Consider the following 26,080-nt stretch of genomic DNA (forward strand, 5'->3'; position numbering starts at 1 on the left):
CCTACTCCGATTTCAATCCGGCGGTGTTGACCGTGCGGACTTGGTAAGGGTTGGCGTCCCCGGCGACCGGCTTGACGGTGGCTTGCATCTTGGCAAGCGGAACCTGCGGCGTGTCGCTGTATTGCAGGCCTTGGTAAAGCGGGCGACCAAAGCGGTTGGTCGGCTTCTCAGGGACCTGAGCGACTTCTTCGCCATCGCGCTCAATCACAAAGTAGGCGACGCCGCTTTCCAGGTCGGCCATTGCGTCCCAGGTTAGCCGGTCGCCGTTGAGTTTCACATTGGTCGGCGTCGGCGGCGGCGTGTTGTCGGCTACCTTGGTGTCGGTCATGTACTGCAGCCAATCAGCGGCGACTTGCTTGCTTGGCAGCCAGATCGAAGTCGCCTTGTCTCCGTGATATTGGTTGGCGGGAACGGCGGCGGTCGCCTTGCCTTCATCGGTTGGCAATGGCGCTAGATACGACTGCGAGACTGGGTACGGGCGAAGCGGCTGGCCCCCCTTTTCGGGCAAGCGAGCGGCCAGGCAAGCGTCAAACCAGGGCATCGCCAGGTAACGTTGATTGCCGCACTCGTGACTGGTCAGCGGATCGATCGAAACGCCCAACAGGGCGCCTTGGCCACGCATCGCGGCGAAGAACGTCTTGTTGCTTTTCCAAGCGCCCGAGAAACGGCCGTTGATGACGGTGACCCCTTCTTTGGTTCCGAGGTTGCACATCAGCGGCACGGCGAGGGCTTCCTGCGGCAATTCGTGCGGCTTGATGTTGCGGCCTTCAATCGCTTCAAACAATGGCACGCCCGAGCGCAGCCAAGCGGCGGCGATACGTTCTGGATGGAGCATCACCATACCGCCGCACCAATGTCCGCCGCCGCTATGTCCCCACAGGGCCCAGGGGACGGTCGCCAGTTCGGGATGGCCGGCTTGCGCGCCAAGATCGACCAGCGACTTTCGGAACGCAGCGTCCGAGCCGTTGCGGGGATCGCACCACATCTGGCAATCGGTTCCTTCCGGCTGTTCGTACGAGGCGGCCAGCAGCGCGCAGTCGTACTTGGCGGCCAGCGCTTGCCAGTGCAGGTCAAAGGCGCCGGTTTGTCCCGACTTGCATGACCCTTCGCCGCAACCATGCTGATGCACGATCACGCCGCGAAGCGTCTTGATGTGGGGCGAAACCCACACGGTGTAGGCGACCGGATAGATCAGCTCGCCTGGTTTGTCCGAAGCTTCGTAGCGAACCCGATAGTATGGGGGCGCGACTTCGGGCGGATTGTCATAAGGCGGGTTTTGAGCAAACAACGTCGCGGTCGAAACCAACAGCAGCGCTGCTGCAATCAGTGGGCGGTGGAAATGGAGCATGGTAAGCCAATGTTGAGGTGGAAGTGAAAATGGTGGTGGGGCACGAGGCGAAACGTCATCGCTTAGCTGCCTGTTGAAAAATGCCCTCGTGGCATTTTCCAACCTCGCCAGGCTCAGAGCATAGCTCTTCGCGGCTCGCAAAATAACGACTTACGTCGCTATTTTGGGATCGCATCCCTGCGATCACGCAGCCTGTTGAGAAAATCAACGGACTGTTAGCCAAATTGCCAGCTGTTCAGCAGGCAGCCGTTAAGCGATGGCTTATGTAGCCGATTTGGGCGACTATGACGTATCTACCTACGTCATAGTAAATATTAGCTGGCGAAACGCCGGAAAACTTCTCAAAAACTTTGCGCCGGCACTTGGATTTTTCTTTACCGGAGGGGGGGAGAAAGTTTAACCTCAGGGCGAAAGACAAAATATTACGCGAGTATATAAAAATTCGTTTCACGTAAGAATCGCTCGCTTCCCCCTCCTGTTCGACAAGCCCTGCAAACGACCTCCCTGGCGGATTCGATTCGCTTTTGGCAGTTGGCGAATCCTGTCTGACTCCCCGGCGAAACGTCCCTGTACGTTCGTCGCACCGCTTTCATTGCACGGCGCCGAAACCGGCGTTGCCCTTCTAGAGCGTTTTTCTGATAGCTGTAGCGTTTCTGGCGCTAGTGAGGCCAGCTGGTCAAGGCGACCGAAGCAGGCGAATCCTCAAGATTCGTCGATGCAGGTCAACGCCGACCAGCGCGGCCGCAACCAGCCAGAACGATACAGATGGAGGAAAACCGCTCTAACCTCCTATCGAGGTGACTTCTTGCGAGCGTACTAATTCTCCCACCTATCTTTTTTCTGGGGATCGTTCCATGACGAAGCGCAAAGCATTTACGTTGGTCGAGCTGTTGGTGGTCATCGCCATCATCGGCGTTTTGATCGCACTTCTTCTCCCCGCAGTGATGATGGCCCGCGAGTCGGTTCGCCGCGCCCACTGCACCAACAACCAAAAGCAGATGTTGTTGGCGATGCACAACTATATGGATATGACCGGCGGCAATATTCCCCGCGGCGTGACGGTCGATCACACCACCACCGCGTCGACCTGCGGCGGCGACGACAACAATCCGTACGCCCATACGATTCACACCTTCCTGCTTCCCTTCCTGGAACAGCAGAACCTGTTTGATCAGGTCGACTTTTTGTATGGCATGAAGGCGTCGCAGAACGCCGGGGTACGCCGGACGCGAGTATCGGCCTACGAGTGTCCCAGCGCCGAGATCGGGCCTTACCTGGCGACCGATGGTCCGAACAACTATCCGGTCTCGATGTCGAGCCATGGTTACGGCCAGTGTGGACGATATAGCCCGCCCAACGGCGGCGTCTTTGCGATCTTTTGGGGGCTAAAACATACCTTCGATGGCTCAACCCCGTTGCCGCTGGACCAGGCGAAGCTGGTCGCGCCCGAAATGCGAATGACGCGGATCACCGACGGGCTAAGTAACACGATGGTGATCGGCGAATTTGCGCCGGGCCGCGACTACGTGCTGGAGAACGGCGTCAGCAAATGGCAGTTTGCCCGCAGTTGGTTCAACGGGCAAAGCGTTTCGAGCATCGGCTATACGATCAACGCGAATGGAACCCCGAATAGCCCGAAGGCGACGTGGGGCTCCAGCACTTGGGCCCGCAATCTGTCGACCGTCGGCAGTTTTCACCCGGGCGGAGTGAATGGGGGTTTCATGGACGGCAGCGTCCGCTTCATCCCCGACACAGTCGACGGCCAAATGTGGTTTGCCATGGGAACGCCCAATGGCGGAGAAGTGATTCAGTTTCCGTAGTGAGCCATTTTCAGGAGATTGGTCATGAATTGGAAAAGCATCTGCCTGACGATGGCGCTGGTATCGGTGATAGCCGGCGCCTGTAGCCAACGGGCGGTGGTCGAGAAACTGGTTAACGTCTCTGGCTCGATCACGATGAACGGCAAGCCTTGCCGGGGAGCGGAGGTCACCTTCAAGTCGCCCCACACGCGAACGATGGGCCGCGGCGTGACCAACGGAAAAGGAGAGTTCACGGTCGTTGAACTGATGCCGGGCGAGTACACCGTCAGCGTGCTGCGGATGTCGATGGATGGCCAGGGAATCGCCGCCGAGTTTGAAGCCTACGCCGGCAATGAAAGCCCGTTACAGGCGGTCGTGTCGGAGGAACAAACGACGTTTGAGTTCCAGCTCGGCATGTAGGCCAAGCTCGACTATTAGAATCCAGACCGTTGGATGAGGAGACCTGGGGGCGCGGGATCGTGCGCACGTCGCAACTTCGATTCCGCCCCCCTTCTCCCCTACTTCACTGGCAACAGCTGCAGCGCGTCGCAAATCACAAAGCCTTCGGTACCTTCGTTGCTGATGGTGATCGTGGTCTCTTTGCCGGCTGGCAAATCGATCGTCGCCACCGTGCGGAACCGCTCACCGGCGTCCAGGTCTAGCGTTTCGTCCGCCAACACGACCTGACGTTTGCCGTCGGTTTCGATGGTAATCGGCACATTTGCGGCGCGCGTCGGATGGGGCGAGTAGGCGAGACGCAGCCCGTACTTGCCCGCCTTGGGGATCTCAGGCCGAAAGACCAACTTGCGAGTCCCCTTCCCTTCATCGCCGTCATGGACGTAACCTTGATGGACAAAGGGCCGGAAATTGGTCGAGTGCGACCAGACGCCGATCTTTTCGGCCTGATCATCGTCCAGCACGATCCCATTCAGCTTGTTAAGGGGAATCGCCTGGGCGAGCGGCTTCGGTTTCGGCATGGGGGGCAACGGCAACAGGTCGAGCGCTTGCCCGGCCGCTTGCAGATGTTCTTTCAGTTCGGAATAGGGTAGCTTTTGAACGGCGACCTGCCGCTTGGCCGCCATCGCGGCGGCGATCCCGGCGCTTTGGCCGAGCATGATCCAGGTCGGCTCAACCCGCACCGAACTGAGGGCGACATGCGACGCTGACAGGGCGACCGGCACTAACAGATTGTCGCAGTCCAGCTCCTGCGGCGTGATCGCACGATACGGCACTTGATAGGCGTAACCGACGCGGCGGCCAGGGATGCGAACCGGGAAGATCGTCCCTTCGTTGACATAGCCTTTGCCATCGTCGCTTGGCACGCGCTGCACGTCATGCGAGTCGATCGGAAACGAACTGACCCCGATCGAATCTTCATGCGGCAACTGCTCTAGCACGTCGCGCTGCGTCAGGACATAACGCCCCAGCATGCGACGCCCTTCCCGCACGTACAACACCGGCGGAAAATGGCCCCACTTGGCGAACTCGTCACGGCAATAGCCCATCTGCTGCATTTCGGCCTGCAGGTTCTCAGGCATGCTGGGATCATTCGCCATGAACCAGAATAGCCCTTCGGTGTAGTCGCGATGATCTTGTTGAATCTGGCGGCGCTCGGCGTAAGAGGCTTCGCACCACTCGTTCGGTCCACCGACTAAGCCAATCGAGACTTGCCCGCCAATACTGTTGTTGCCGTCTAGCTTGTTCCCCGGTAGCGGATACAAATCGAACAAGAGCCGCCGCGGCGGATGCGCGGTCACGTACCGCCGGACCAACTCGTATCGCGCCGGATCATAATTGGCGGGTTTTTCAATCGCCACGCGATTGGCCGGATCTTTGGTCAGACACAAGCGAAAGCTGTAGGTCATCACCCGCTGGTCGCCCGCTTCGACATCTCCGGCGCTCTTGGCGGTCATCAGCGGGAGCAGATCGCCATTGTCGTCATACGGATTGACGTTGGTCACCACCGACTTGGGGAACTGCCGGCCGGCAAGCGACTCGCCATACTTGTCCCGGCTTTCGCGACCGATCGTCCAGGGGACGCCAGCCTTCGCCATCAAGTCCCCTTCGTAGGTGGCGTCGACGAAGGTCTGGGCGCGAAAGGCGCCTTGGTTGGTGGTGATGCGGACGATCTTACTAGTCCGCTTTTCGACATCGACCAGTTTTTCGCTAAGGAAAACCTGGACGCCCGCCTCTTGCAGCATCTCGTGAAAGACGTTCTCAGCGACATGCGGTTCGTAGGTCCAGGACGAATGGTCTTTCACCTTGACCTGATACGGCAATTTGACGCCGCGCGCGACATACTTCTTTTCGATGCGCTGATGGATCTCCTCGAACAGGCCCAGCAACACGCGTCGGTCGGTTTGGTTCGAGTCGCTAAAGCTCAGTCCGCTGCTCATCACACCGCCGACGATGTCGAGCGGCTCGACCAGGGCGACCGAGACCTCTTTTTCGCGGGCAGCGGCGACCGCGGCCGCAACCCCGCCAGGCGTAGCGCCAAACACGACCACATCAAACGTGCGATCAGGCGAAGCCGGCGGAGCGGCGAAAACGGAACCAGTCAGCAGCAGCGTAGCGATCAGCGAAGTAAGCGGCGATTTCACGAGGGCCTTCTCCTGGAGACGAATGGATGCGGGGCGTTATTGCTTGGCCTGCAGAAGTTCGCGCCATTTTGGATTGTTCGCTTTGTAATCCTGGAAGGATGCGTACTCCTTGCCGTCGATGTGGCCGCTGTTGTCGGCGTCGATGAAGGCGAACAGCCAATCGTAGCCCGGCTTGCCGACGCTCCACTCGGCGGCGCAGACCAACGAGTCGTCATCCTGGTCGCATTCTTTCAACAAGGTAGCAAAGTCGAGCCGAGCGCCGCCGGAACCTCCGTTCTGGTCGACGGCCGGATCCCATTGCAGCTTCTGTCCGGCGGCAGCCAGCGAGCCGGCGAACTTTTGCATGTCGATCTCTTGGACCGGCTTCGCTTCTGCGATTGCCTGGGCGGCGGCGATGCCTGCCGATTCGCCGGCGATCATGAAGACCGGCTCCATTCGGGCAGACGCATATCCCAGGTGCGTCGCCGAGAAACAAATCGGAACCAGCAGATTCGTACATTGGTCGGCCTGGGGCGTGATCGCTCGATACGAAACAGGATACGGCACATTGGTCGGCCCCTTACTTCCGCCGACAAACATGTTTCCTTCGTTGGCGACGAAGGTCTTGTCTCCTTCTTTCACGATGATACGGCGGGACGGATAGGTATCGATGCCATACTGGGCGAGTGCGACCGGGTCTTCCACCTGGCGGCGGTTGTAGACGTCATGCTCGGTAATCGTATAGCGTCCCTTCAAGCGGCGGGCGATGCGAATGTAAAGCTGATGCGGCCAGCCGGCGGTGTCGGGATGATACCGGCCATCGAATCCGAGCTGAGCGACCTCGTCACGATACGACTGCGGCACGCGAGCATCGGTCGCCATGAAATGACGCAGGCCAGCCAAATAGTCGCGATGCGCCTTCCAGACGCCGGCCTTGTCGGCATAGTCGCCGGCGGCGTACTCTTGGCTGATCCCCAGCGGCGCCATCGAGATTAACGAATCGCGCTGATAGTTCCATTCCCGCGAATTCCGCCAGCCCGGCCAGATGCCGATTAGCCGCTTCCGCAGTTTCTCCGGATCGCTTTCTTGTTCGGCCAAATAGGCGACGTAGCGACCGACCAGCTCGTAATCTTCCGCCGCATAGTCGGCAGGAACCGGAATTGGCAGGCGATGCTGCGGATCGTTGGTCGTGTAGTAGCGATAGTTGTAGGCCTGGGTATGTTGATCCCCAGCGCCAATCGGCAACCCATGATCGGCTTTGACCATCGATAGCAAACCGCTTGCGGGATCGCCCGCGATGCGATAGGGATCGATCGGCGTTTTCTGCACCACGGGGCGAACGCCGGCTGCCTGCTCGTCAAACTCTTCGGCCGATTCGCGTCCCACGCGATATTCGCAACCCGCGGCGGCCAATAGATCCCCTTCGTAACCAGCGTCGATGAAGACTTTGGCCGTGATGCGCAGATCGTCGCGTTGGGTAGGTTCGGCGGGCGGGCAGCCGGTTTCGTCGAACGGGGCGAGATCAAAGCTGGCGGTCTGGATCGCGGCGTCTTTCGTTTGGCAGGCGCCGATCCGATGTTCAAAGATCACCGGGATTTCGTACTGATCGAGCAGCACCTGAAAATCCGCGCGAATTTGTTTCGGGCTAAGCTCGGCGGTCGAAAGTCGCCGACCCTCCTTGGGTTGACCCAGGCTTTTCAGCAGCGGCTTCGTCATTCCGCCGGTCGCCGCATAGTTGGGACAGTCCTGCATCGGCTTCAGCCCGGCGCCCAGCACGCCGCCGATCCAGCGACTTGGTTCGACGATCACGACCTCGCGTCCCGCCTTCTTCACGGCAATTGCCGCCAAGATCCCAGACGGAGTCGCAGCATAGACGCAGACGTCGGTTTTGACGTCTCGCGCCGCGGCGGAAGCGAACGAAGCGAAGGTCAAGAGAAACAGCAGCGAACCAGTGGTGAGTTTCATGGGGGCTCCCAGGTATAGGCCGAAACGCAAGTGAGGGAAATGCGTCCGCAAGTCGGCAATTAGGTAGGAATGACTATCCTACTCTCAAATCGAGGGAGATTCGACTATGGAATAGTAGCCCAAAAGGTGCGAGCCTAAAATCTAGGCGATTTGGCGACTCCAGAAGAATGGAACACGGAGGCCTCGGATGAATCGCGGAATAGCACGGTAGGAAACAAAGGTGCGGGAATCGGGGATTCTTCAATCTTGCTTGCGGTGGCGACCTCCAACGAACTCCATTTTGACAAGTTCTTTCCCGATGGAGTTTCGATAGTCATGGTTTCAATCGGCTGGCCGTCCATGTCCTTCGCCGTGGCATTGCTTTCGATGGTCACGGCCCGGCAGATGGTTTTTTGGCCGCTCTTGTACCTGCCGTCCGTGGTCGGGACGGTTTCCCAATGGCAGGTGATGCGGTCAATCAGGCTGCGGATGGCTTCGGCTTTTTGGATGTAGCTGCCCTTTTCGATGGACTCCTTGACTTGGGCCTGCTTCTCCCGCAACAAGTTCACTTCGGCGTGAACTTCACTCCACCATGCCATAAAATCAGGGGCCGACGTTGCCGCTTCGATTTCCCGGCTCAGTTGGGCAATGCGGTCGTTGTAGGTGTCGATGATAAATTGGTCTTTGTCTTTCATGGCCATCAGTTCCAAAGTCAGCCGCTTTCGTTCATCCATCTTGTCCTGAACTGCCGACTGATTTTGCTCCATGTCCTCCTTGACCATCTGGCAGTAGAGTTCCAGATAGTCGCCGTCCGTTGTGATGATGAGATTGCGTTCGTCGTCGTAGTCTACGATAACTTCCACATCACCTACCCGGTTCATCCCTTCGTTCAACTGGCTCTCAAAGTAGCTTTCGATTTCCAACACGATGTACTCGAACCGAAGCTCTTTCAGCCATTCTTCGGTAGCCAACTTTTCCAACAACTTCTTGCTTTCAACAGCTTTGCCCAATGTGTCGATCCGCTGGCCAATGGCATCAAGATATTGGCCAATGAACCACTCCGCTTCCTTGAACGTCAGCTTCTTGTCGGTATGGTCAGGATGTTTGACCTTGAAGTGTTTGCCTTGACTATTTCCCGCCAATTTGAGGCCGCTTTCCTCATCCCACCACAAGCCGCCCAACCAGAGTTGTTCACTTCGGGGCGACCGCTTCGGGGTCGCTTGCTTTCGGTCTTCCAGCTTGGTTTGAATGCGGTCGAACAATTCAGGATCAATGAATGGCTCGAAAACCTCATCGTCAGGTTGGAACCATTCTTCCCGGTCGTGTTGGCGATATGCACCCTTCGTGTCTTCTTCGGTTTCGACAATCAGACCACTTTCCAGATGACGGAACGTGGATTGGCTGGTTCGGTTCCATGCAGGGCGTCCGACAAGAACCGTGTTGGCCAAGAGGCCGTCAATGAACGCCGAATACCAATGGTCGGAATGAACCGGCTTGATGCCTTCGGCGTTCAACTGCTTGGCAATTTGGTAGGTCTTCCAACCAACATCGAACCATTCGCAGATGCGGCGTAGCGTGTCCACTCTCTCTTGCCTGATGGACGGTGAGTAAAACAGCCGGTCGGATGAGTCCTTTGACGGTCGGTGGCGAACTTCGTTGTCGGGCATGATGCCGTTGGGGTCTTTCTCAATCTCGTTGCCATACCGCTCGACTTCAACATATTCCCCGGCATCATTCAGGGTGTACTTAATGCGGCAGTCCCAACTATCTTCGACCATTCGCCACTTCTCTTGGCCATCTTTGCCGATGCAAACCACATCGAACCCGTAAACCAGATACTTGGAGCCAACATACTCACCCAAGACAGCCCGGCGACGTTTCCCGAACAGAACTCGCTCGGCTTTGTCAATTTGCTCTTGGCGAGATTGGCAGGCGGCGACGGCGTTCAAGATGGCGGTTTCCATGTCGCCCTTGCTGCGGTCTTTGCCATCAATGACCGTGATGAGCCGAACCCCATCCCGTTTCAAGACGGTGATGAAGTACCCAAGTTCATCACTGTCGGCGGTTCCAAATCGGTCGAGACGTTGAACAAGGATCATGTTCGGTTTCAGGGTTTCGATGTCGTTCAACATCGCCTGAAATGAACGTCGCTGGTCGGACTTGTGCCGCTTCTGATAGTCGCCGTATTGAGCGATGATTTCGATGCCGTGGTCAGCGGCGTACTGGTGGATCATCCTGACCTGTTCATCGACTTCTTGACTTGGGGTTGAAACTCGAATGTAGATGAAGGCCGTCAGTTTGATGGTGGCGGTCGGAGTGCTTGTATTATCTTTCGTCTTGGTGGTCATGCTGCTTCCTTGCCCAAATATCGGAACACCGTCCGCTCACTCACGCCAAGAGCCGTGGCGATTTCGGCGGCGGTCAATCCCTTGTCTCTAAGTTCCTTAGCACGGTCAGGTGTCTTCTTTGTCGTGCCGGGTTTGCGGCCCTTGTAGATGCCCTTTTTCTTGGCCACTTCGATGCCTGCCGCTTGCCGTTCCTTGCGGTATTCCCACTCGATTTCGGCCAGCCCCAAGAGTAGGGCGGCGAGCGTTCGCCCGATGGCTCCATTGAACTCAATCTGCTGGGTCACAACGACGATTTTCAGACCACGTTCGGCCCAATCCGCAAGGATGGTCACACCATCCCGTAGACGCCGGGACAACCGATCCAGCTTCCACAATACCACGGTTTTTACCTTGCCGTGGAAAATGTCGGCTTGGAGCCGGTCGAACTCTGGCCGTTTTGTGGTTCTGCCGCTTTCCTTGTCGGAGTACCACTCGACCTGCTTGGGGTCGATGCCGTTGGCGTCCAGCCACTTCTGGATTTCGGCCCGCTGGCTGTCGTCCTTCTGGCGGCGGCTGGAAACCCGAACGTAACAAGCGATGGTCATGTCTACGGTTCTCCTTTCGTTCGGAGTATTCTACCGGGATGGGAGAACCTGTCAAGTAGGGTAAAGGCCAAGTGTCTGATTTCCAATGGCTCTCGGAGACGGGTTTCGGCGGGATTTTTTAACCGTTTTTTGGGCAGACCCTTGTTGTCAGGCCGGGCGGGGGGTATCCTGTACACCAAGTCTGAGCAAGATCGTGTGAGGGGAGTTCCTTCATTCGCACTTGCTCCCAACTTTTCGGAGGTTCGAGATGCAACGCATGATGAACGCTGGTCTTGCCACAGTGGCGATGCTTTTGTTGCTGCTTTCTGCTGGCATGGTTTCCGCTGCGGAGAAGATCACGACTGTCCAAGTGAAAGCCCACACAACCACGGACGACAAAGAAGATTCTCAATTTGAAGTTGTCGTCAAACAAGGTCAAACCGAAATTCTCCATCTCAAGCGTGGGGCTGGAGAAGACTGGAACAATGGTGACAAACAAGAATTCAATGAGAAACTCGATGTTGACGTGAATGGTCAAAACATCGAAATCATCTGTGCTTTACAAGATGGGGATTACGGACGATCGAACCATTGGAACTGCACTATCACGGTCACAATTCGGACTTCTGAAGGGCGTGAAATCAAGGTCGAGAAGCAATGTGCCTTCCGAACTAAAGCCAGTCGTCGTCGTCACGAGATCAACTTTGGTACGCACAAATTCGGCTCGAAGTAGTAGCTTGGTGCGAACAAGAATGAACAAGAATCTCTCGCCGTATGAGACGACGAGGACAAAAGGAAAAAAACCTAGATGAGACGGTTTTGCATTAGGCCAATGGCAGAAGTCATTGGCCTTTCTTGTTTGGCACGAACGCACATTGATTACAGGGCGTGTGGCTTGATCCTGTTGACGGTCATGTTTGGAACAATCTGCGAAACCTTTGGGATGGTTGGTCTAAACGGCGTTGGCGGTTTCTTCAGCATCAGGTTCCGTCGCTGCTGGTTGGTCATGCCGGTGGTATTGATGCGGGGCATTCCTACCCACCGGAGCTTGTCGGGAACCAACAGACCTTCTCTCCATTGAACATACTCGCTGAACGTCTTGAACTTCATGCGAGTATTTAGGGCGGTGACCACGAATAAAAAGAAACCCGACCGTAGCCGATGGAGAGGCCGGGGGCATGGAACCGCTTTGAGAGTTTTTTGCAGAGAGTTCTTCCATTGTTTATTCTGCAACACAAGCGGGTCAGGCCAGCCCCGTTGGGAACTACATACAACACTCCTACAACGGCTTCCAAGTCGGCTCATGGCTTGAAGTTCCAGTGGGAACAGCAAACACTGCTAATAACGCCATTCTCCCGTCCAGTCTGTCGCTATTAGTGAGTCAATCCAGTCCTGAATGGCGGGCGTGTCCGACCAATAACCGAATGAGCGTCTGATTTTCACCAAAGGATAGTAGCCGCCGATCCATTCATGGACGTACTCGGCAAGGCGTCCCACGTTCGGGTCTTCAAGTCCTTTGGCAATCCGCTGTTCTGTGGCCTTGATGTCGTCCCAAAGCTTCGTCTTGCTCTTGCCCTGCTCCCAAAAGTCGCCAATCGTGCCGATCTTGCGGAATGGTAGATTGGGCTTGAACAACAGCCGCTTGTGGCGGTACAGGTCATTCACCAATTTGCCCTTCTTGGTGCGGCCCTTCACTTTGGCTTTGACGATGTAATAGGCCAACCGCCATTCGTTGATGATTGGTTCCACCCGCTTTCGCCACTTCACCAACTTCCTTGATGGCATGGCTTCGTCGATGGCCTTTTTCAGTTCTTTTTCGCTGATGTGGTTTTTGACGATGATGTGGTAATGAACCTTGTTCAAGCTGTTCGGTTCACGCACCCACAAGCAGACGATTCCCCGCTCTTTCAACTTCCGTTTGGCTTTGTCCCACATGGGGCCGATGTCTTTGGCTGGCAGTTCTTCATTCAGATTGATGTGAACTGCCCAAGTGTAGGGCCGCTTCATCATCTGGCGGTTTTTCAGAATGCACATCGCCCATTGCTTGGCTTCGTTGATGTATCCGAGGGTGGAGTCTGTCCATCCCTTCGGTTTGTACTGACTCGGCTTGCTGTAAACCGGGTCTGTTTGGTAGATTTTGGGTTGTTGATTACTACTATACTGCACAAGGTTCACCGTCGTCTGCTGACTGCTTCAAGGTAGGCGATTTTCAAGACCATGCCGCCCCGAAGCGGCATGGTCTTTTTGCTTCCATCGCTCCCCTATGATAGTCTCCCTCTGTTGATTTTCGCTCGTCCCGTTGTCGTGTTGTTCCCTTATACTATTGTGGTAGCCACCCCTGTCCCGAACCAAGACGGCGAAACCGGGCAGAAAGCCCCAAGAAGGCTGCTGGCTGGCTCCCTGTGGGCTTGAATGACCGGGGCCGGGAATTGGGGGGCCGTCCGTGGCGATGGGAACCTCATGCGGCGGCTCTGGTGATGGTCATGTTGAACATCCCACGCACAAACAACCGGGGATGAGCCAAGACCCACCGAACCCGATCATGACTTTCGGAACTCCATCCCAATGATGTTCGGCACCCACAAACGTATCAAAACGCCTGTTTGGCATGGCGCAAATTTCGTGCCGAACATCATTGAGTTCTTTCCTTTCTTACCGTGTTCTCCCGTCATTTATCCGTGGCCTCCGTGTTCCATTCTTCACGAAGCACGAAAAAGCGCAACTTCAAAACTTGCGCGTCGGGCTACTATTCGAAAAAAAGCCGGGCCGCAAACGCTTCTAGGAGGCAGGACTAGAGAACGTCTATGGCCCGGACACACACGGAATACGGTACTGGGCGATCGTCTACTTGGCGACGGTCGCTTTGCTGAACTGGAGCGTGCCGATCGCGGCCGACGGGGTGAAGGTGAATTTCGTCGCCGAGGCGATTTCCAACTTTCCTTCTAGGCGGACCCCTTCGCCCGCGACCAGTTGCAGTTGGTCGCCGTTGATCGAGAACTTGCCGCTCGACTTGGTTTGTTTGCCCGACTTAATGTAGACGAGCTGGAACTTGTCGCCGGCGTCAAAGCGGATGGCGATCGCTTCGGTCTTTGACTTCGCGGCGCTCCACGAGCCGATCAGCGAGCTGGTCGTTAGCTTTGGTGCTGCGGTCGAGGTCGGCGTCGTTTTCGGATTGCCGCCGGGCAACTGCCACAGGTCCGACGTATCCTTTGCGAGCACCGCCAGGCGGTTGATCTGATCCCGCAGCTTCTGCCCGGTCATCGATTCGTTCGGCACGATGTGGTACAGCTCGGTTCGCTTCCGCTCGGTGCTGAAGGTGAAGACCGACGGAGCATGTTTCTGATTCGCTTCGAGCAACTTCAGCAGTTGCTTCGAGCTGAGCTTGGATTCGTCTTTCAGTGTGCTTAGCGGGATGGTCACTCCCAGCGTCAGCTCGTCTTCCGAGATGGTGACCAGCACGCTGAAGGCCCAGTCGTCCAAGGTCTTTTTTGTCAAAATCACCCGCGGGCTCACCACTTTGCTCTCGAAGCCGGCCGCAGTCAGCATCTCGTTGAGACTTTCGATCGAAGTGACCCGGGTGATCGGAGTGGCGGTCGTGGTCGGCTTGGCCGAACCGTCGACAAAGACCGAACCAGACTGGACGCCGGAGAACAGGTCGTTTTCGTCCGCCAAGCCGACCGTCGCGAAGCACGCGATCAGGCCGCAAACCAGGGGGGTGATCGTTTTGAACATGGCTCTACCTGTAGTGGAAACGTGTGTGTGTTTGCGAGTTTTTAAGGGCTCTAACCTGCAAAGCGTGCCTGGGCACGGTTTGTTACACGAAATCTTTCAGCTCGGGGGGGATGGCCTGCGGGAGGCGGATTTCGGGCCGCTGCGCCACGCCCCTAGTAAATAAGGTCTCAGCCAGAAAGGCCGACAGAAGTTTTCAGAAAAGGGCGTAACAAATCGCCGGGGCCGTCGCTTTGCAGGGTATCAACGCACCACAGCGGTCAACTGAAACACCGGCGAGTCAGTTGCCTTCTAACCCACCAAAATCGCCAGTTTGAGGAAATTTGAGATGTTGAAGAAAGTCCTGTTCGCGATCGTCCCCATGTTCCTGTTCACCGTCGCCGTGCGAGCCGATGACGCCTTTAGCCTGAACTTGGACAGCATCAAGGACGCTGACGTGTCGATCGTTGAAGAAGGTTTGGACCTGGATGTCGATCAGCTGGTCGCCGACGCTGGCAGCGTTAGCGAAGACGAAGCGATCGAAGCCTGCTTCCGGGGCTATCGCGGTCATCGCGGCTATGGTTATCGCGGTTACGGTTACCGCAGCTATGGCCACGGCTGCTACCGGAACTACCACAACTACGGCTGCTACCGTCCGTACTACTGCCACCGCCCGGTTTACTACGCTCCGGTTTATCACACCCCGTGCTACACCAGCTACTGGGGTTGCCACTAAGAAGCGACTCCGAGACGTGAAGTAAACGAACGAAGCCCGGCGACCAACTAGGTCGCCGGGCTTTTTTTATGCGCCAACACTAGCCCGCAGCGCAAGGGCTAGTGTTGGATTACTCTTGCGAGGCCAACACCGTTTGCAGCTGCTTTAGCGTTCGCGTCAGCATGACGCGGATGGCGGCGTCGGTCTTGCCGAGCTTGTTGGCGATATCTTTGGAGGCCCAGCCTTCGATGTATTTCAGGCGGATCGCTTCGCGCTGATCGTCACGCAAGCCTGACAGGGCCGCCTGCAGCCGCAGTTCGCGGGCATTGCGGCTGAACGCCTTGCTGGGGGTGGTCATGCTCTTGACCAACAGATTGACCAGGCCAACTTCGCCGTCGCCCCCGCTGGCGGGTCGCCGATCGAGTGATCTCTCGCGGCCTGCGTCTCGTTTTTGGGCGCCGAAGTGATGGCGGTGGGCGTCGATGATTTTGCGTTCGGCGATCTGACAGAGCCACGAAAACGGATCTTTGTCGCCGGGAAACTCGGGCGTAATCGCGCGGATCGCTTCGACGCTCGATTCTTGGAAGATATCTTCCGCTTCCACCTTCGATTTTAGCGCCGCTCCGAGCCGACGATGGATATACGCCATCAATTGCGGCTTGCGGGCTTCGATAAACTTCGCCAGCGCATCAACTTCACCAGCACTAATCTTCGCCAGCAGGGCCGCTTCGTCGCTCACGTGTCTATCGCTCCATTGTCCAGGCAGGCAATTTTTCCGCGACTGATATTACCACAATTAGCTGCCTGTTGAAAAATGCCCTCGTGGCATTTTCCAACCTCGCCAGGCACAGAGCATAGCTCTTCGCGGCTCGCAAAATAACGACTTACGTCGCTATTTTGGGATCGCATCCCTGCGATCCAGCAGCCTGTTGAGAAAATCAACAGACTGTTAGGCGTAAAACGTGCCCCCTTTTCGAAGTTGTCTTGTCACGGGCTGTAGAGGGGGCGAAAATCGTATCGCCTCGGACACTAGGGCGCTTGCGCAGGGATGACGTATGGGACTGCATGGCAAACCGCTGAACATCAATATCGACGATCAACCGACCACCCCGCTGAAACTGGACGATGCCAGCGCCAGCTGGGACGTACTGGCCAGCTTTATGGAGCGGTTTCTCGAACAGTGGGAGTCGGAGGCGTTGCCGCCGCGGGTGATCGATTTTCTGCCGGACGAGCCTGGCGTCTTCCGGCGAATGGTCTTGATCGAACTGATCAAGATCGACATGGAGTACCGCCGTCAGCGGAATTGCGATTTCTTGCGGCTCGAAGACTATCACGAGCGTTTTCCGGAACTGGCCCGCCCTGACGGCATGCCGACTGACCTGATCTTCGAGGAATATCATGTCCGCAAGACCTCGGGCGAAGAGGTCGATCTGCAGGAATATGGGCAGCGATTCCCCAGCCAGGCCGACGCGATCGTGCGGCTGTTCAAGCTGGATGCGAACACCGTGACGACGTCGCTGTCGGACGGGCTGGCCCATTCCAAATTCTCGACCGGTGAACGAGTTGGCGACTTTTACCTGATGTCGAGTCTCGGCGCGGGGGCGTTCGGCAGCGTTTTTCTCGCCCGCCAAGAGGCGATGCAGCGATTGGTAGCGCTAAAAATATCGATGGATAAGGGAACCGAGGCCCAGACCCTCGCCCAGCTTGACCATCCAAACATCGTCCGCGTTTACGATCAAATGCGGATGCCAGGCCAGAACCTGCGCCTGCTCTACATGCAGTTCGTCGCCGGCGGAACGTTGCAGTCGATCATCCGCGAAGGAAATCGCCGACAATGTCGCGACGCCAAGATGCTGGCCGAGACGATCGCTGAGACGCTCGACCAGACCGGCGTCGTCACCGCGCAAAACGTACCGCTAAAAAGTGAACTAGTCGATCGTCCTTGGTCGGAAGTTACCTGTCGGATCGGCATGGAACTCGCCAGCGCGCTGCACTACGCCCATGAGCAAGGCATCTTGCACCGCGACGTGAAGCCGGCGAACGTGTTGCTCGAAGCGAACGGCACCGCCAAACTGGCCGACTTCAACATCAGTTTCAGTTCGCAGTTGGAAGGGACGAGCCCGGCCGCTTATTTCGGCGGCAGCTTGGCTTATATGTCTCCTGAGCAGTTGGAAGCGTGCCATCCCGAGCATACTCGTCAGGCCAGCGACCTGGATGGTCGCAGCGACGTGTTCTCGCTCGGCGTGATGTTGTGGGAACTGTTGTTCGGCACGCGCCCTTTCGGCGACGAAGAGCTGGTCGGCAGTTGGCGCACCTCGCTATTAGGCATGGCCGAGTTACGACGCGAACAGATTCCGCAGCCGAAACAGATGCCGACTGACGACGTCGGGCGGCGATTGCTGGCGATCTTGCAGCGCTGCATCAAGCCGGAGCCGCGCGATCGCTATCAGACGGCCGAGTTGCTGGCTCGCGATTTGGGAATGTGTCTTGAGCCGCGCGTCGCCCAGCTGCAGCAAAGCTCGAAACGGGGTCTGATGGCGCTGGCCGCCCGACATCCGGTGATTGCCTGCATCATCGCCGGGATCGGGCCGAACGCGATCGCCGGGTTCTTCAACTACGTTTACAACGATCAGGCGATCATTCGCCAGTTAGAGGGAACCAACGCCTTCAATGCGTTCTGGAACGTGCAGTTCGTCATCAACGGAACTGCATTTCCGTTAGCGACGATCGTCGGCGTCTGGTATCTCTGGCCGATGGTGAAAGGGTTGCGGCAGGTCAACCATCGGCAGCCGCCCACCGATTTGTTGCTCGCGCGGCGACGAGCGTTTCGATTGGGAAGATTCGTCAGCTATCTGGGGATCATCGAATGGTCGATCGCCGGCATTGCGTTTCCGGTGGCGCTGCATATCTTGCTGGGTGGGCTAGAGCGGCAGTGGTACTTCCATTTTGTCGGTTCGCTGTTGATCTGCGGCATGATCGCCGCCGCCTATCCCTTCTTCTTTCTATCGACGCTCGCGATTCGGGCGTTTGTGCCGCCGATGTTTGAGGCCGAACCGATGAACAAGCTCGACGTTCGCGAACTTCGCTGGATGTCGCGGCACATGGATTGGTTTCTCTATCTGGCAGGCGGCGTTCCAGCGGCCGGCGTGATGTTGCTGTTGGTGGCGGGGCACATGGAAGATCCACACAGCAGTTTGGCGCTAAAGGTTTTGAGCGCCGCCGGCGCCATCGGTTTCGGCTTCGCACTCAGTCTTTCGCGTTCGGTCCATGCTGACATCACGGCGCTGTTGAAAGCGGCCGAACTGTTTGACGACACCCGCGACTCCGACCGAAATTAGATTATCTATGGGGCGCCATGGCCACGGCCTTACGTGGCCATGATTGCGACCACCGGTCACGAGGGGCCGTCGCTTCTCTCCCCTTGTCTTACAATCCGGACAAACCGACGCCGGAAATCTGGTCTAAGACCGCATTCTTTCTCGTCTGAACAGGCCCAGTTCAAACGGCCTGGAAAACGCATTCATGGCCACGCAAGGCCGTGGCCATGGTACCGGAATGTTCGGTTTTTCTCGGGGGTTTCGGCTCTGTCGACATTTTTCTGACTTGGCGTGTAACAAATGGTTCGGGTTACCGCTCTGCAGTGTATCGAGGAAGCCAAGTCAACTGAAAAACGCGGCGAGCTCAGTTGAACTTCATACACACCACGCCGTACCAGGAAACCATGCCATGTTGAAGAAAGTTATGTTCGCGATCGTCCCGGTCTTTTTGTTCACTGTCGCCCTGCGTGCCGACGATTCCTTGGGGATCGACCTGGCCAACATCCAAGACGCGGATGTCTCCATCGTTGACGAAGGGTTTGACGTCGACGTCGACAAGCTGGCCGCCGACGCCGGCGCCGAGTCGGAAGACCAAGCGATTGAAGCCTGTTTCCGCAGCTTCGGCTATCGTAGCTACGGCTACCGCGGATACGGTTACGGTTACCGCAGCTACGGTTGCTACAACTACTGCTACCGTCCGTACTACAGCTGCTACCGTCCGGTTTACTACTCGCCGGTCTGCTACAACCCCTGCTACACCAGCTACTGGGGTTGCTACTAAGCGAAGTCGAGACGACGCGAAACCAGCCTTTGCAGCCCGACGAGCCAGTTGGCCGTCGGGCTCTTTTTTTAGATCCGCCGCCAACCAAACAACGCCTACCCAACCTATATCGGAGAAGAAACCATGTCTCGATTACGACAAGCATTAATGGCGATAAGCCTGTTCGCAGGCTCAGCCGCTTCGGCCTCCTTCGCCGAACCGATCGCGCCGACCAACGCCGAGAACATTCGGACCGACCAGGTACTCGGAATTCGCTCGCACGATTGCGGTCACGTGATCCACCTGCTGATGAACTCGCGAATGCTCCGCCAGTCGGGCCAAATTGGCTTCGGCGGACAGATGTACAATCCGCACCTCGGTTGCTGGCAGAAGCCGGGCGATTTGCATCTGTTGGGCGTTTGCCTAGTGTCCGACGCCTGCGATACGGCCGGGCCGATCTACCAGATCCAGTTGCAGAACAACAGCGAGATCCCGGTCGGCAACTTCCGGATCTCCGCGGTCGCCGCGTGCGGTCAGATTGATCCGTTTTCGCCCACCGCGGTGATCACCGTACCGCGGATCGAAGCGGGCGGCATCCTCGACTTGCAGATCCAACTGCCGCTGTCGTGCCAGTCGCTGCACAACGTGGCCGGCGCCGCCGTTCCGTTTGATACGCTGATCGTGGCGATCGACAGTTTTGACGAACTGGTCGAATGCGACGAGCTGAACAACATCTTGATCCTCAATCGGGCCGAAGTCGCTCCGCTGGTGATCGAAGAAGCGACCGTCACCGAGGAGACTATCGACGCGACGATTCCGGCCGAAGCCGACAAGGCCCCGCCGACCGACAGCAGCCTGACGGCTCCGACCGCTCCGACCGCTCCGACGTCGCCGATGGATTCGATCGATCTGGATGATCTCGATTTGGGAGACGCGGAGCAAACGGCCGTTCGCCTGCCGTAGTCCAGCCTTTCGCAAAACGCCCATCCTACATGTGGGATGGGCGTTTTCAATTTCTTGAGCATTCAACTTCGCTGCGCCAATTGTTGCACGGCGCGCGGGAATGCTCCAAAATGACGTCTCTCCTCCACACGACCAATCAATTCGCCTTACTCCCCAATCCAGGAGTCCGCTGATGGATCGCCGCCTTGCGCTGTTGCTCGCCCTGCTCTTGCCAGGTTGTTCGGGATCGAATGACGCGGCTGATACCAAGCCTGCCGCAACGCCGGTCCGCGTCGCGAAGGTCGAGAAGAAAGAGCCAGTCGCGGAAGAGCCGACCGATCCGCTCGACAACTTTGATCCCAGCAAGTTCTCGCTGGGCGATGGCTCGAGCGACCCGGGCGAGATGCCGAAAGCAGAGATGCCCGCGGAGCGGGAAACGGCGCCGCCAGCAAAGCCCGCCGCGCAGCAAGATCTACCTCCCTTGGTCATCGAAGGGGCGCCGAAACCGCCAGAGCCTTTCTCCGGAGACGAAACCGCGCCCGGCACGCCGATTCCCGAAGAGGTGCAACGCGTCCTCAACTCGTATTCCGACGAGAACAACGATGCGGTGATGAAGCTGGTCCTCACCTATCCGCAGGCGGAAGTCCGCCCGAAAGCGGCCGAGAAATTGGATGACATCGACGAAGAGTGGGCTAGCGAAGCGCTGCTGGTCGCCCGAGCGGCCTTGCGTGATCCCGATCTAACCGTCCGCGCTAGCGCCGCCGGCAGTATTTGCTGCCGAAGCTATTGACGCTTTACGGCGAAGAGCAAGACAAGTGGAAACAGGAGCAAATCGGCGAGGCGATCTGGAAGATCGACGCCGATGCTGCTCAACAAGCCAGAATCAAGCCGCCGGAAAAGGAAGACCAGTAGCGGCGGCCAGCCGACAGATTGAAAAAACGGAGCGGCGAAGCTAACTGGGGAACTTCAAGATCGCCGGATCCTCTTCGTCGCTCTCTTCCTGATTGGCGGCGACTTCGACCTCCACTTCGGCCAGCGTTTTGAAGTCGCCAACGTTCTCGGGCAGATCGTCGACCAGGTCATCTTCGACATAGATGTTGGGCGCCGGGGCGGGCGCGGTCTGCACGCCGGAGATCAACGTCGTCAGCTGGTCGAGCGCTTCGATCTGGGCGAGCAGATTTTCGTCACACTCGCCGCTGACGATATAGCCGACCGGCCCATCGTCATGATCGTGCGAGAACTCCCAGTCGACCTCGTGGCGGCGCGAGAGTTCGCACAGCACCTCTAAGGCGTCGAGCATCGTGCCATCCGGACGGTCCACCTTTTCGAAGGCGGCGACATCGTCTGGATGGGGCGAGAAGTTCGGCTTGCTGCCCCCTTTAAGATGACCGTCGGTCCGATCAAAGAAGCTGATCGGCTCGCAGCTGAGCCATTCGCGCTCGCGGCAGATCGCATCTGCGGCGCAGTTCAGCTGGCTGGAAAGCTCGTCAGAAATTGGTTTCGTCGTGCGGTAGTAGACCGTAAAACCCAAAATGTTCTCCCGTCGGCGTCCAATCAAATTGCATCTATTCTTTCTCATCATACGCGATTTCGACGCGAAAGTCGAAAAAACGGCAGGAAAAACGCATTCTGGCGGTCGGTATTCGCCCTTAACCAACCGTCGCGCGGCGCTAACTGCCTGTTGAAAAATGCCATCGTGGCATTTTCCAACCTCGCCAGGCTCAGAGCGTAGCTCTTCGCGGCTCGCAAAATAACGACTTACGTCGCTATTTTGGGATCGCATCCATGCGACAGTTAGCCGGCGGCTATCAACCTTGCTCCAGCAGGTATTTCAGCAAATCGGCCATCGCTTGCGGATCAATCTGTTTCTCCAGGTCTTGCGGCATCAGTGATTGGCCAGTGCTGTGGAGTTCGTCGATGTCGATTCGCAAGATCGTCTCCGACTTGTTCTCGCCTTGCAGCAGCGTGATGCTGGTCGCCGTCTCGTTGGCGATGACGCCGGTCAAGGCGCGACCGTCCGTCGTCAGGCAGACGTAGCTCATGTACTGCGGATTGACTTCCAGGTTGGGATTCAGCACGTTGGTCAAAATCGCCTCGGCGCCACGGTTCTTCATCGCGGCGAGATTGGGGCCGATCGGATGTCCCTTCCCATTCAGTTGGTGACAACTGGAGCAGTTCTTTACGAAGACCGTTTCGCCGCGCTTCACGTCGCCTGACAATTCTAGCGCTTCGCGATACGACTTGACCACGGCATCTCGGTCGGAGTTGCCGGCCGATTTGGCGAGGGCGTCGATCCGAGATTGGACTTCCGGCGACTGTAGCGACTTCAGCGTTTGCAGCAGGTTTAAGTCGAGGTCGGCGGCGCGGATCTCACCGGCGTCGACCGCCGAGAGCAGACTTGCGATGCCGGTCGGATTGGCGGCGAGAACTTGAAACGCCGCCTGACGTAGCGTCGGGCTCATCCCAGACCAACGCTGCAGGACTAGATCGGCCGCTTTGTTCTCGGAGGAGTGAGCGAGCGCTTGCAGCGCCGCTTGCTGCAAGGCCAGGGGTTGCGAAGGTTGCAACAGTTCGGCGAACAGCTCGGCGTCGAGAGGACCAAAGCGGAGCGTCGCGGCGGCCGCGACTCGAGCGCTTAGCGGCGCCGACTCGTTGGTCACGACGCCGACCGCCTGATCGTAAATTCTCTGCAGCATCGCCGCTCCATCACCATCGACGGCCGCGGCTATCTGCTTGGTCAGCGCGGCGTTGCCGCCAGCGGCCACTTGCTTGACGACTTGCTGGGCGAGCTTGGCGTCGGCCTGACTGAGCTGCGGCAAGGTGGCGACTACTGCGGCGATATCGGCCTTCCGCTGTTGCTTGCCGATCTGCTGCGTGAGCGCGAGCAGGAGATTTCGTTGACCGGCGGAACGCTGCGGCGCTTTCGCCAACTCGCTCCACAGCGCGCCGGCGCCAGAGCCGACGCTGCTTTGGATGGCGGCCAGGACATAGGGATCGTCGCCGGCAGCTGCCGCAACGCAGGCCAGCGGCGCCTGTTTCTCAGCGTTGGGAAACTCTCCCAGCGAGAAGGCCAGCTGATATCGCACGTGAGGATCCTCATCGCCAAGCAACTGCAGCATGTTTTGGCGGAGCGCCGGCGAGGTCGGCGCGAGCGGTTCGCTAAGGCGAATCGCATGCTGCCGCACCCGCGGATGGGCGTCGGATAGCGCGGCCCGCAGCGTCGCTTCTTCTAGCGACATCAATCCGGCGAGGGCGTAGAGGGCGTGGATTCGTCCCTGCGGCGTCGAGCCGGAGGTCGCCATTTCTTGCAAAGCGGGCACGGCCGACAGATCGGCCCGCTCGTGCAGCAAGCGGGCGGCGCTCTCTCGGCGCCAGGCGATCGAGTCGTCCAACAATGCCGCCAGTTCGACCGCCGACATCTTCGACAGTTTGGGCGTGGCCGGTCGCTCGAAGTTTTCACCGGTCACGCGATAGATGCGTCCCCGATCGCGACCACTGGTGAGATCGAGATGCCGCTTGATCATCGGCGGCAGCGACTTGGGGTGCTCGATCGTTTCGCGATACATGTCAGCGATGTAGAGCGAACCGTCTGGCGCGTTGGAGAATTGGACAGGGCGGAACCAAATGTCGCTCGACGAGACGAACTCGCTTTTCTCGTCGATCCGCTGGCCGCTGTACAGCACGCCTTGCGGGATCAGCCGTTTGCGATGGACCAGGTTGCTGCCGACGTCGCCGACGATCGCGTTGCCTTGAAACTCGGCCGGCCAGGCGTCGCCGCGAAAGATGGTGACGCCGGTCGCGCCGGTGAAATAACCGGCTGGCCGCCCTCCCCCTTCAACCACGCCAGGGACGATTTTTTCGGCTCGCAGGCGAGTACGAATCACCCGCCACGCTTCGACCGGGCTGGTCCGATAGACGTCGGCCTGAGGACCATCGGCGGCGATGCTCCGTCGCGACGACGGCGGAGCGAGGTAAGGATTGCGAGCAAAGTAGCGATCCTCGTACGTCACTTGCTGCAAGTGATCACTGTTGGAGCAGACGAACTTGTCTCCCCAATCATTGAAGCTCATCCCATGCTGAGCGCCGCCGCTGGTGGGAGACAACGTCAGCGACGCCATATCGATCGCAAAGTCGCGGCCCCGCAGATTGACGCCGTCCCCTTGCGGCGTTCCGTCGACGACCGGCTTCACGACGCCGCCGCTGCTGCTGGTCGCGCCATGGATGCGATTGTCGAGTCCCCACAGGAACGTATTCAGTAGCCCCTGGACGTTCGACTTGCCAAAGCCGGTGAAGACGACTTGCCGTACGTCGGCGACTCCATCACCATCCTCGTCTTTGAGAAAGAAGATGTCAGGCGCTGCCCCAACCAACACGCCGCCGCGGGTGCAAGCGATTGCCGTCGGCCACGATAACCCTTCGGCATAGATCGTGCTTTTTTCATAGACGCCGTCGTCGTCCGTATCCTCGAGCAAACGAACGCGACCCAGCACCAGGCCATCGTCCTCGGAGTAGCCTCGCATCTCGATCACGAACATTCGCCCATCGGCGTCAAACGCCATCGCCACCGGATCGACGACGTTGGGCTCGGCGGCTGCCTGTTCGATGCGAAAGCAGGGCGCCACGTTGATCGTCTTCAACGCGGCGGTTGGCTCTAGCGGCGCGACGCGAGGAAGCTGATCGGCGAAGTCGAACTCCTCGGCTGAGCTCATCAGCGGAAGCGACAAGAGGCAAAGAAGACTGAACAGTCGTGCCAGGAATGCGTGCGAGGTCATTGGGGATAGCTAGCTCCAATTGGCGGTGTTCTCGCACTACTATCTGCAGAAGTGGTCGATACCTTACATCGATTTTTTCAAAATCGAGAAAACAGCGTCGCCCGAAAGCCAAACGACTTCTCGACGAGATTCGAGAAATCGTGCACACGTAACGACTTACTGCAAGAACCCGCCAGCCTCTTGGTCGCGAAAGAACTAGACGCCCCAGCCGTCGCGATATTCCTTGGTCAGTAGCCAGGCGGCCTCCGGCGCGTTGCTCGCGGCCAAGGCGGCGGCGTCCCACTGTAGCTGTTTGCCGGCACGATGCGCGACATTGCCAAGCAGGTTGTGCTCGATCAAGGCGCCGGAATAGGAGAAGTTGCAAAGCGACTCACCGCCGGTCTTGGCGGCGTGAATCCATTCTTGATAATGCCCCAGACTGGGCTCGATGAAGGGCTTGGGCGGCTCGAAGTCGGCAAACTTTTCTTGAGGCGCCAAAACCCATTTGCCGTAGTCGGCGACCAGCACGCCTTGGGGGCCAATGAACGCGACGCCGATCGACCAGTCGTCAATCTTGGTCACGTCGCCGACTAGCGGCTGCAGATATTCGCTGCGGTGGCGCATTCCTTCGGCGCCGTGGTACCAGACCAGCTTGGTCGGCTCGGCCCAGTTGGGATTTCCTGACCGGGCCGGATGCTCCCATGTCGCCATCTGCCACGGCGGACAGGCGATCTCATCGGCGGCGGGGCCTTCCGACACCACGCTGGTCGGACGATGCAAACCGAGCGCCCAGAAGGGCAAATCGATCAGATGGCTTCCCATGTCGCCGAGCACGCCGTTGCCAAGTTCCCAGCGACGATTCCAGTTGAGGTTGCCCCCTTTCCAATACAGCGCGTTGTAGGGCCGCATCGCCGCCGATCCTGAAGAGGAACTGGTGCTCGGCAGAGCGGATCTCGGGGGATGCTCGCTAGAGCGCCATTGGAACAACGCCGCCGCCGCTCAGAGCGGTATCAGAGCGGTAAATGTGGCAGGGTCTATACGCTGATTCGCGGCAAGAAAAAGTCGTCAGCGACACTGCAAGAGATGCTGGCGGCGGAGCCGTGGGACGTCGTCACGCTGCAACAGTTGGCAGCCTGATATCTATCATCCCTACATCGAAAACCTGGTCGCGTTGGTCGGCGAAAAGGCGCCGCAAACGCAGATCACGCTGTACCAGACCTGGCAGTCCGTTGAAGTTCTCGACGGATTGCGTGATCGCACGGATGCGATCCGCGAAGAGCTACGCTCTGAGCCTGGCGAGGTTGGA

General features: G+C 58.1%; 22 protein-coding genes. 10 read left to right on the forward strand and 12 right to left on the reverse strand.

Translation table 11 applies throughout. From position 1 onward, the window contains the following. Window position 1: 1 nt before the first annotated feature. The gene (locus Enr8_RS08565; RefSeq protein WP_146430480.1) at window positions 2-1,348 is read right to left on the reverse strand and encodes a hypothetical protein; all 1,347 of its coding nucleotides are present in this window, start codon (window positions 1,346-1,348) and stop codon (window positions 2-4) included. Between the two features lie 854 nt (window positions 1,349-2,202). Here Enr8_RS08565 and Enr8_RS08570 point away from each other — a divergent pair. Continuing rightward, the gene (locus tag Enr8_RS08570) at window positions 2,203-3,168 is read left to right on the forward strand and encodes a DUF1559 family PulG-like putative transporter (protein ID WP_146430483.1); all 966 of its coding nucleotides are present in this window, start codon (window positions 2,203-2,205) and stop codon (window positions 3,166-3,168) included. Window positions 3,169-3,192: 24 nt separating this feature from the next. Beyond that, window positions 3,193-3,567: a carboxypeptidase-like regulatory domain-containing protein gene (locus Enr8_RS08575; RefSeq protein WP_146430485.1), complete on the forward strand. Its 375-nt coding sequence runs from the start codon at window positions 3,193-3,195 to the stop codon at window positions 3,565-3,567. Window positions 3,568-3,665: 98 nt separating this feature from the next. Here Enr8_RS08575 and Enr8_RS08580 read toward each other — a convergent pair whose 3' ends face one another. The 4 genes from Enr8_RS08580 to Enr8_RS08595 form a co-directional block, all read right to left on the reverse strand. Further along, window positions 3,666-5,747 (reverse strand): FAD-dependent oxidoreductase, encoded by a 2,082-nt coding sequence (locus Enr8_RS08580; protein ID WP_146430489.1) that lies wholly within the window; start codon window positions 5,745-5,747, stop codon window positions 3,666-3,668. 36 nt (window positions 5,748-5,783) lie between these two features. Further along, on the reverse strand, window positions 5,784-7,691 hold the full coding sequence (locus tag Enr8_RS08585) for an FAD-dependent oxidoreductase (RefSeq protein ID WP_146430491.1): 1,908 nt from the start codon (window positions 7,689-7,691) through the stop codon (window positions 5,784-5,786). 134 nt (window positions 7,692-7,825) lie between these two features. Continuing rightward, window positions 7,826-10,018 carry a recombinase family protein gene (locus Enr8_RS08590; protein WP_146430494.1) on the reverse strand — a complete coding sequence of 731 codons (2,193 nt, stop codon included), beginning with the start codon at window positions 10,016-10,018 and terminating at the stop codon, window positions 7,826-7,828. Next, complete coding sequence (locus tag Enr8_RS08595) at window positions 10,015-10,602, reverse strand: recombinase family protein (RefSeq protein WP_146430496.1); 588 nt, start codon at window positions 10,600-10,602, stop codon at window positions 10,015-10,017. The genes Enr8_RS08590 and Enr8_RS08595 overlap by 4 nt, the downstream gene beginning before the upstream one ends. A 247-nt stretch (window positions 10,603-10,849) precedes the next feature. On the opposite strand from Enr8_RS08595, the gene Enr8_RS08600 reads away from it, so the two are divergent. Continuing rightward, window positions 10,850-11,314, forward strand: a complete 465-nt coding sequence (locus Enr8_RS08600; RefSeq protein WP_146430499.1) for a hypothetical protein — start codon at window positions 10,850-10,852, stop codon at window positions 11,312-11,314. Window positions 11,315-11,460: 146 nt separating this feature from the next. Here Enr8_RS08600 and Enr8_RS08605 read toward each other — a convergent pair whose 3' ends face one another. The 3 genes from Enr8_RS08605 to Enr8_RS08615 form a co-directional block, all read right to left on the reverse strand. Beyond that, on the reverse strand, window positions 11,461-11,691 hold the full coding sequence (locus tag Enr8_RS08605; RefSeq protein ID WP_146430501.1) for a hypothetical protein: 231 nt from the start codon (window positions 11,689-11,691) through the stop codon (window positions 11,461-11,463). A 228-nt stretch (window positions 11,692-11,919) separates the two neighbouring features. Then, complete coding sequence (locus Enr8_RS08610) at window positions 11,920-12,756, reverse strand: hypothetical protein (RefSeq protein ID WP_146430504.1); 837 nt, start codon at window positions 12,754-12,756, stop codon at window positions 11,920-11,922. A 669-nt stretch (window positions 12,757-13,425) separates the two neighbouring features. After that, entirely contained in the window at window positions 13,426-14,313 is an 888-nt protein-coding gene (locus Enr8_RS08615; RefSeq protein ID WP_146430507.1) for a hypothetical protein, read from the reverse strand. A 325-nt stretch (window positions 14,314-14,638) separates the two neighbouring features. Here Enr8_RS08615 and Enr8_RS08620 point away from each other — a divergent pair, with 325 nt between their 5' ends. After that, the gene (locus Enr8_RS08620; RefSeq protein WP_146430509.1) at window positions 14,639-15,025 is read left to right on the forward strand and encodes a hypothetical protein; all 387 of its coding nucleotides are present in this window, start codon (window positions 14,639-14,641) and stop codon (window positions 15,023-15,025) included. A 109-nt stretch (window positions 15,026-15,134) separates the two neighbouring features. Here the strand turns inward: Enr8_RS08620 and Enr8_RS08625 are convergent, their stop codons facing one another. Then, the gene (locus tag Enr8_RS08625) at window positions 15,135-15,743 is read right to left on the reverse strand and encodes a sigma-70 family RNA polymerase sigma factor (RefSeq protein WP_146430511.1); all 609 of its coding nucleotides are present in this window, start codon (window positions 15,741-15,743) and stop codon (window positions 15,135-15,137) included. 316 nt (window positions 15,744-16,059) lie between these two features. Between Enr8_RS08625 and Enr8_RS08630 the strand changes: the two genes are divergently transcribed. The 5 genes from Enr8_RS08630 (at window position 16,060) to Enr8_RS26410 (ending at window position 20,935) form a co-directional block, all read left to right on the forward strand. Beyond that, window positions 16,060-18,342 carry a serine/threonine-protein kinase gene (locus tag Enr8_RS08630; protein WP_146430514.1) on the forward strand — a complete coding sequence of 761 codons (2,283 nt, stop codon included), beginning with the start codon at window positions 16,060-16,062 and terminating at the stop codon, window positions 18,340-18,342. A 388-nt stretch (window positions 18,343-18,730) separates the two neighbouring features. Then, window positions 18,731-19,102 carry a hypothetical protein gene (locus Enr8_RS08635; RefSeq protein ID WP_146430516.1) on the forward strand — a complete coding sequence of 124 codons (372 nt, stop codon included), beginning with the start codon at window positions 18,731-18,733 and terminating at the stop codon, window positions 19,100-19,102. A 123-nt stretch (window positions 19,103-19,225) separates the two neighbouring features. After that, complete coding sequence (locus Enr8_RS08640; protein WP_146430518.1) at window positions 19,226-20,044, forward strand: hypothetical protein; 819 nt, start codon at window positions 19,226-19,228, stop codon at window positions 20,042-20,044. 172 nt (window positions 20,045-20,216) lie between these two features. Then, window positions 20,217-20,813, forward strand: coding sequence for a hypothetical protein (locus tag Enr8_RS08645; RefSeq protein ID WP_146430521.1), 597 nt, complete (start codon window positions 20,217-20,219; stop codon window positions 20,811-20,813). Then, window positions 20,810-20,935 carry a hypothetical protein gene (locus Enr8_RS26410; protein ID WP_261342429.1) on the forward strand — a complete coding sequence of 42 codons (126 nt, stop codon included), beginning with the start codon at window positions 20,810-20,812 and terminating at the stop codon, window positions 20,933-20,935. Before Enr8_RS08645 ends, Enr8_RS26410 begins: the two co-directional genes overlap by 4 nt. 40 nt (window positions 20,936-20,975) lie before the next feature. Here the strand turns inward: Enr8_RS26410 and Enr8_RS25310 are convergent, their stop codons facing one another. From Enr8_RS25310 to Enr8_RS08660, 3 genes are all read right to left on the reverse strand, one after another. Further along, complete coding sequence (locus Enr8_RS25310; protein WP_186767524.1) at window positions 20,976-21,554, reverse strand: hypothetical protein; 579 nt, start codon at window positions 21,552-21,554, stop codon at window positions 20,976-20,978. A 277-nt stretch (window positions 21,555-21,831) separates the two neighbouring features. Then, on the reverse strand, window positions 21,832-24,732 hold the full coding sequence (locus Enr8_RS08655; protein ID WP_186767525.1) for a PVC-type heme-binding CxxCH protein: 2,901 nt from the start codon (window positions 24,730-24,732) through the stop codon (window positions 21,832-21,834). 258 nt (window positions 24,733-24,990) lie between these two features. Beyond that, a complete protein-coding gene (locus Enr8_RS08660) occupies window positions 24,991-25,683 on the reverse strand; it encodes a Gfo/Idh/MocA family oxidoreductase (protein WP_186767526.1) in 693 nt (230 codons plus the stop codon). A 51-nt stretch (window positions 25,684-25,734) separates the two neighbouring features. On the opposite strand from Enr8_RS08660, the gene Enr8_RS25315 reads away from it, so the two are divergent. Beyond that, the gene (locus Enr8_RS25315; protein WP_186767527.1) at window positions 25,735-25,911 is read left to right on the forward strand and encodes a hypothetical protein; all 177 of its coding nucleotides are present in this window, start codon (window positions 25,735-25,737) and stop codon (window positions 25,909-25,911) included. Window positions 25,912-26,080 lie beyond the last annotated feature (169 nt).

This window comes from Blastopirellula retiformator (assembly GCF_007859755.1).
In the GTDB taxonomy this organism is placed as follows: domain Bacteria; phylum Planctomycetota; class Planctomycetia; order Pirellulales; family Pirellulaceae; genus Blastopirellula; species Blastopirellula retiformator.

What these genes read in the sequence shown, in the direction of transcription:
- Enr8_RS08605 (WP_146430501.1), bottom strand. Translation starts at nt 11,691, where the DNA reads ATGAAGTTCAAGACGTTCAGCGAGTATGTTCAATGGAGAGAAGGTCTG.
- Enr8_RS08585 (WP_146430491.1), bottom strand. Translation starts at nt 7,691, where the DNA reads ATGAAACTCACCACTGGTTCGCTGCTGTTTCTCTTGACCTTCGCTTCG.
- Enr8_RS08575 (WP_146430485.1), top strand. Translation starts at nt 3,193, where the DNA reads ATGAATTGGAAAAGCATCTGCCTGACGATGGCGCTGGTATCGGTGATA.
- Enr8_RS08630 (WP_146430514.1), top strand. Translation starts at nt 16,060, where the DNA reads ATGGGACTGCATGGCAAACCGCTGAACATCAATATCGACGATCAACCG.
- Enr8_RS08640 (WP_146430518.1), top strand. Translation starts at nt 19,226, where the DNA reads ATGTCTCGATTACGACAAGCATTAATGGCGATAAGCCTGTTCGCAGGC.
- Enr8_RS08645 (WP_146430521.1), top strand. Translation starts at nt 20,217, where the DNA reads ATGGATCGCCGCCTTGCGCTGTTGCTCGCCCTGCTCTTGCCAGGTTGT.
- Enr8_RS08660 (WP_186767526.1), bottom strand. Translation starts at nt 25,683, where the DNA reads ATGCGGCCCTACAACGCGCTGTATTGGAAAGGGGGCAACCTCAACTGG.
- Enr8_RS08600 (WP_146430499.1), top strand. Translation starts at nt 10,850, where the DNA reads ATGCAACGCATGATGAACGCTGGTCTTGCCACAGTGGCGATGCTTTTG.
- Enr8_RS08590 (WP_146430494.1), bottom strand. Translation starts at nt 10,018, where the DNA reads ATGACCACCAAGACGAAAGATAATACAAGCACTCCGACCGCCACCATC.
- Enr8_RS25315 (WP_186767527.1), top strand. Translation starts at nt 25,735, where the DNA reads ATGCTCGCTAGAGCGCCATTGGAACAACGCCGCCGCCGCTCAGAGCGG.
- Enr8_RS08655 (WP_186767525.1), bottom strand. Translation starts at nt 24,732, where the DNA reads ATGAGCTCAGCCGAGGAGTTCGACTTCGCCGATCAGCTTCCTCGCGTC.
- Enr8_RS08615 (WP_146430507.1), bottom strand. Translation starts at nt 14,313, where the DNA reads ATGTTCAAAACGATCACCCCCCTGGTTTGCGGCCTGATCGCGTGCTTC.
- Enr8_RS08635 (WP_146430516.1), top strand. Translation starts at nt 18,731, where the DNA reads ATGTTGAAGAAAGTTATGTTCGCGATCGTCCCGGTCTTTTTGTTCACT.
- Enr8_RS08595 (WP_146430496.1), bottom strand. Translation starts at nt 10,602, where the DNA reads ATGACCATCGCTTGTTACGTTCGGGTTTCCAGCCGCCGCCAGAAGGAC.
- Enr8_RS08565 (WP_146430480.1), bottom strand. Translation starts at nt 1,348, where the DNA reads ATGCTCCATTTCCACCGCCCACTGATTGCAGCAGCGCTGCTGTTGGTT.
- Enr8_RS08570 (WP_146430483.1), top strand. Translation starts at nt 2,203, where the DNA reads ATGACGAAGCGCAAAGCATTTACGTTGGTCGAGCTGTTGGTGGTCATC.
- Enr8_RS08620 (WP_146430509.1), top strand. Translation starts at nt 14,639, where the DNA reads ATGTTGAAGAAAGTCCTGTTCGCGATCGTCCCCATGTTCCTGTTCACC.